At 66.4% G+C, this 5,077-nt stretch carries 6 protein-coding genes; all 6 read left to right on the top strand.

Annotated features, from left to right (window positions below; all coding sequences use genetic code 11):
* On the top strand, positions 1 to 1,119 hold a 1,119-nt coding region (gene hisD, locus WB785_RS20740; protein ID WP_424081356.1), incomplete at its 5' end, for a histidinol dehydrogenase.
* Positions 1,116 to 2,240 (top strand): histidinol-phosphate transaminase, encoded by a 1,125-nt coding sequence (locus WB785_RS20735; protein WP_424081355.1) that lies wholly within the window; start codon positions 1,116 to 1,118, stop codon positions 2,238 to 2,240. The genes hisD and WB785_RS20735, both read left to right, overlap by 4 nt.
* A complete protein-coding gene (gene hisB, locus WB785_RS20730; protein WP_424081353.1) occupies positions 2,237 to 2,851 on the top strand; it encodes an imidazoleglycerol-phosphate dehydratase HisB in 615 nt (204 codons plus the stop codon). Before WB785_RS20735 ends, hisB begins: the two co-directional genes overlap by 4 nt.
* Positions 2,848 to 3,468, top strand: coding sequence for an imidazole glycerol phosphate synthase subunit HisH (gene hisH / locus WB785_RS20725; protein ID WP_424081352.1), 621 nt, complete (start codon positions 2,848 to 2,850; stop codon positions 3,466 to 3,468). Before hisB ends, hisH begins: the two co-directional genes overlap by 4 nt.
* A 1-nt stretch (position 3,469) precedes the next feature.
* Entirely contained in the window at positions 3,470 to 4,204 is a 735-nt protein-coding gene (gene priA / locus WB785_RS20720) for a bifunctional 1-(5-phosphoribosyl)-5-((5-phosphoribosylamino)methylideneamino)imidazole-4-carboxamide isomerase/phosphoribosylanthranilate isomerase PriA (RefSeq protein ID WP_424081350.1), read from the top strand.
* A 7-nt stretch (positions 4,205 to 4,211) separates the two neighbouring features.
* The gene (locus WB785_RS20715; protein WP_424081348.1) at positions 4,212 to 5,012 is read left to right on the top strand and encodes an inositol monophosphatase family protein; all 801 of its coding nucleotides are present in this window, start codon (positions 4,212 to 4,214) and stop codon (positions 5,010 to 5,012) included.
* The last annotated feature ends 65 nt before the right edge of the window (positions 5,013 to 5,077 follow it).

The raw sequence follows: 5,077 nt of genomic DNA, 5'->3' as shown, positions 1-5,077 counted from the left end.
GAGTTGGACGCCGCCCTGGCCGGCCTGGCCCCCGATGTCCGCCTCGCCCTGGAAGTGGCGATCGAGCGCGCCCGTGCCGTGCACGCCGACCAGCGTCGCGCCGACTCCACGACGACCCTAGGGCCGGGCGCCACCGTCACCGAGCGGTGGGTTCCGGTCGAACGCGTCGGGCTCTACGTACCGGGCGGCAACGCGGTGTACCCGTCCAGCGTGGTGATGAACGTGGTGCCGGCGCAGGCCGCCGGCGTCGACTCACTGGTGGTGGCCAGCCCGCCCCAGGCGCAATCGCACGGCCGATTTGAGGGTCTGCCGCACCCGACGATCCTGGCCGCCGCTCGGATGCTGGGCGTCGACGAGGTGTGGGCGGTCGGCGGTGCGCAGGCCGTGGCACTGCTGGCCTACGGCGGCATCGACTTCGACGGCGCCGAGCTCGCGCCGGTCGACATGATCACCGGACCCGGCAACATTTACGTCACCGCGGCGAAGCGGCTCTGCCGCTCGCGAGTCGGCATCGACGCCGAAGCGGGGCCGACCGAGATCGCGATCCTGGCCGATCACACCGCCGACCCCGCCCACGTCGCTGCCGACTTGATCAGCCAGGCCGAGCACGACGAGATGGCCGCCAGCGTGCTGGTGACACCCAGCGCCGACCTGGCCGACGCCACCGACACCGAGCTGGCCGCCCAGCTGGCGACCACCGTCCACCGCCAGCGGGTGACCACTGCACTTTCCGGACGACAGTCGGCGATCATCCTGGTCGACGACATCGATGCCGGTATCCGCACCGTCAACGCCTACGCCGCCGAGCACCTAGAGATCCAGACCGCGGACGCGGAACGGGTTGCGGCGCAGATCCGCTCGGCTGGGGCCATCTTCATCGGCGCCTACTCGCCGGTCAGCCTCGGCGACTACTGCGCCGGCTCCAACCACGTGCTCCCGACGGCGGGCAGCGCCCGGCATTCCAGTGGCCTTTCAGTGCAGACATTTCTGCGCGGCATCCACGTCGTGGACTACACCGAGGCGGCCCTGAAAGATGTTTCAGGACACGTGGTTACGTTAGCCAAGGCCGAAGACCTTCCTGCGCACGGCGAGGCGGTACGGCGGAGGTTCGAGCGATGAGCAAACGCCCGGAGCTCGACGAGCTCCCACTTCGCGACGACTTGCGTGGCAAATCGCCTTACGGCGCGCCGCAACTCGCGGTTCCGGTACGGCTGAACACCAACGAGAACCCGCACCCGCCCACCAAGGCGCTGGTCGACGACCTGGTCGCATCCGTGCGTGATGCGGCCGTCGACTTGCACCGCTATCCCGATCGCGACGCGGTGGCATTGCGCCGGGACCTGGCCGCCTACCTGAGCTCGCAGACCGGTGTCCCGCTGGGCATAGAAAACCTCTGGGCCGCAAATGGTTCCAACGAAATCCTGCAGCAGCTACTGCAGGCGTTCGGTGGCCCGGGGCGCAGCGCGATCGGATTCGTCCCGTCATATTCGATGCACCCGATCATCTCCGACGGCACACACACCGAATGGATGCAGACGGTGCGCGCTGCGGACTTCAGCCTTGACATCGAGGCAGCTGTCGCCGCGATCGTCGACCGTGCTCCCGATGTTGTGTTTGTGGCAAGCCCGAATAACCCGTCGGGGCAGAGTGTTTCGATTCCTGAATTGCGCAAACTGCTCGACGCGACGCCCGGCATCCTGATCGTGGACGAGGCTTACGGTGAATTCTCATCGCAGTCCAGCGCGGTGGCTCTGGTCTCCGAGTACCCGACCAAGCTCATCGTGACCCGCACCATGAGCAAGGCATTCGCCTTCGCAGGCGGCCGGCTCGGTTACCTGATCGCCACCCCGGCGGTGGTCGACGCGATGCTGTTGGTACGCCTGCCATACCACCTGTCTTCGGTTACTCAGGCCGCCGCCCGGGCAGCGCTGCGGCATGCCGATGACACGCTGGGCAGCGTGGCGACGTTGATCGCCGAGCGTGAGCGGGTGAGTACAGCGTTGAGCGGCATGGGATTTCGGATTGTTCCCAGCGACGCCAACTTTGTGCTGTTCGGTCGGTTCGCCGATGCACCGACTGCCTGGCAGCATTACCTGGATGCCGGTGTGCTGATACGCGATGTCGGTATCGCCGGGTACTTGCGCGCGACCACCGGATTAGCCGAGGAGAACGACGTCTTCTTGCAGACCAGCGCCCAGATCGCCGCCACCGAATTGGCCCAGCCCTTAGGAGCGTCATGAGCCCGCAGCGCCACGCCCGCGTGGAACGCACCACCAAGGAATGTGACATTGTCGTGGAACTCGACCTGGACGGGACCGGAAAGGTCCACGTCGACACCGGGATCCCGTTCTACGACCACATGCTGACCGCACTGGGCAGCCACGCCAGCTTCGATTTGACCGTGCGCGCCAAGGGTGATGTCGAGATCGAGGCGCATCACACCATCGAGGACACCGCGATTGTGCTGGGCCAGGCGCTGGCCCAGGCCCTGGGCGACAAAACCGGCATCCGACGGTTCGGCGACGCGTACATCCCGATGGACGAGGCGCTCGCCCACGCTGCCGTCGACGTGTCCGGCCGGCCCTATTGTGTGCACACCGGTGAACCGGACCACCTGCGGCACTTCACAATCGCCGGCAACACCGTGCCTTATCACACTGTCGTCAACCGGCACGTGTTCGAGACGCTGGCGAACAATGCCCGCATTGCATTGCATGTTCGCGTTCTCTACGGTCGCGACCCGCACCACATCACCGAGGCGCAGTACAAGGCCGTCGCTCGTGCACTGCGTCAGGCAGTCGAAGCCGATCCGCGAGTGTCGGGCGTGCCGTCCACAAAAGGGACCCTGTGAAAGCCAAATCCGTTGTGGTTTTGGACTACGGCTCGGGCAATCTGCGTTCGGCACAGCGTGCGCTGCAGCGCGTCGGCGCCGCGGTGGAAGTGACCGCCGATCTGGACGCCGCCGCGGCCGCTGATGGATTGATGGTGCCGGGCGTCGGTGCTTTTGAGGCCTGCATGAGCGGGCTTCGCGGGATAGCCGGCGAGCGGGTGATCGCCGAGCGCGTCGCCGGAGCTCGACCAGTGCTGGGGGTCTGCGTCGGCATGCAGATCCTGTTCGCCCGCGGAGTCGAATTCGGGGTGCAGACCACCGGTTGCGGACAGTGGCCAGGAGCCGTCACTCGGCTGGACGCACCGGTGATCCCGCACATGGGGTGGAACGTGGTGGCCGCCGCGCCGGGCACCGCGCTGTTCAAAGGGCTGGACGCCGACGCCCGGTTCTATTTCGTGCATTCCTATGCGGCCCAACGGTGGGAAGGCCGATCCGGGGCGCTGCTGACGTGGGCCACTCATGGGGATCCGTTTCTGGCCGCCGTTGAAGACGGGCCGTTGGCCGCGACCCAGTTTCACCCCGAAAAAAGCGGGGACGCGGGGGCTGCCGTGTTGAGCAATTGGGTTGAGGGGTTGTGACGTGGGGTTGATTTTGTTGCCGGCCGTCGACGTGGTCGAGGGTCGGGCGGTGCGCTTGGTGCAGGGCCGCGCCGGCAGCGAAACCGAGTACGGCTCAGCGTTGGACGCTGCACTGGGCTGGCAGCGCGACGGTGCGGAATGGGTTCACCTGGTCGACTTGGACGCGGCGTTCGGCCGCGGCTCAAACCGTGAGCTGCTCGCCGAGGTAGTGGGCAAGCTTGACGTGCAGGTCGAACTGTCCGGTGGTATCCGCGACGACGACTCGTTGACGGCCGCATTGGCTACCGGATGTGCGCGGGTCAACCTCGGGACTGCTGCGCTGGAGAATCCGGCGTGGTGCGCTCAGGTGATCGCCGAACACGGCGACAAGGTGGCTGTCGGGCTGGACGTCCAAATCGTTGACGGCGATCATCGACTGCGCGGCCGCGGCTGGGAGACAGACGGCGGCGACCTGTGGGACGTATTGAAACGCCTTGACGGCGAAGGATGTTCGCGGTTCGTCGTCACCGACGTCACTAAGGACGGCACCTTGACCGGTCCCAATCTCGACCTGCTGAGCGCGGTCGCGGAGCGCACCGACGCCCCGGTGATCGCGTCTGGCGGCGTGTCCAGCCTCGACGATTTGCGCGCCATCGCCACGCTGACCGGCAGCGGCGTCGAGGGCGCGATCGTGGGCAAAGCGCTGTACGCCGGACGGTTCACTTTGCCACAAGCGCTGGCAGCGGTAGCAGGCTAGGACCGCAATGGATCTCGACGCGTTGGTGGCCAAGGCTGCTGAAATCCTCGATGCCGCCACCGAGCCATTCCTCGAAGGCCACCGCGCCGAATCCGCGGTCAGCAAGAAGGGTGACGACTTCGCCACCAAGGTCGATTTGGCCATCGAACGCCAAGTCGTCGACGCATTGGAGAAGACCACCGGAATCGGCGTGCACGGCGAGGAGTTCGGCGGCGCCGATGTCGCCTCGCCGTGGGTGTGGGTGCTGGACCCGGTCGACGGGACCTTCAACTATGCGGCCGGTTCGCCGCTGGCGGCGATTCTGCTGGGTCTGCTGCACGACGGAGATCCCGTGGCTGGCCTGACCTGGTTACCGTTCACCGGCGTGCGCTACACCGCGGTAGTGGGCAGCGGGCTGATGAAAAACGGCGTGCCGCAAAAGCCATTGGCCAAAGTCGAGCTCACGGAATCGGTCATCGGTGTCGGAACCTTCAATGCCGACTCGCGTGGCCGATTTCCGGGCCGCTACCGGCTGGCGGTGCTCGAAGAGCTCAGCCGGGTATCGTCGCGCATCCGGATGCACGGTGCCACCGGCATCGACCTTGCCTATGTTGCCGACGGGATTCTCGGCGGTGCAATCAGTTTCGGCGACCACGTGTGGGACCACGCTGCGGGCGTAGCGCTGGTCCGGGCGGCCGGTGGCGTCGTCACGAACCTTGCCGGCGACGAGTGGACCCCCGATTCGCGGTCCGTATTGGCCGCTGCCCCCGGTATGCACGCCCAGGTACTCGAAATCGTGCGCAAGGTAGGACCACCGGATGAGTACTGAATCTTATTGCAACACCAGCCTTGCGGTGCGAGTGATTCCCTGCCTGGATGTCGACAACGGTCGAG

The sequence above is a fragment of the Mycobacterium sp. genome, from assembly GCF_049585075.1.
Lineage (GTDB): Bacteria > Actinomycetota > Actinomycetes > Mycobacteriales > Mycobacteriaceae > Mycobacterium.
This window is presented reverse-complemented; position numbering and strand designations above follow the sequence as displayed.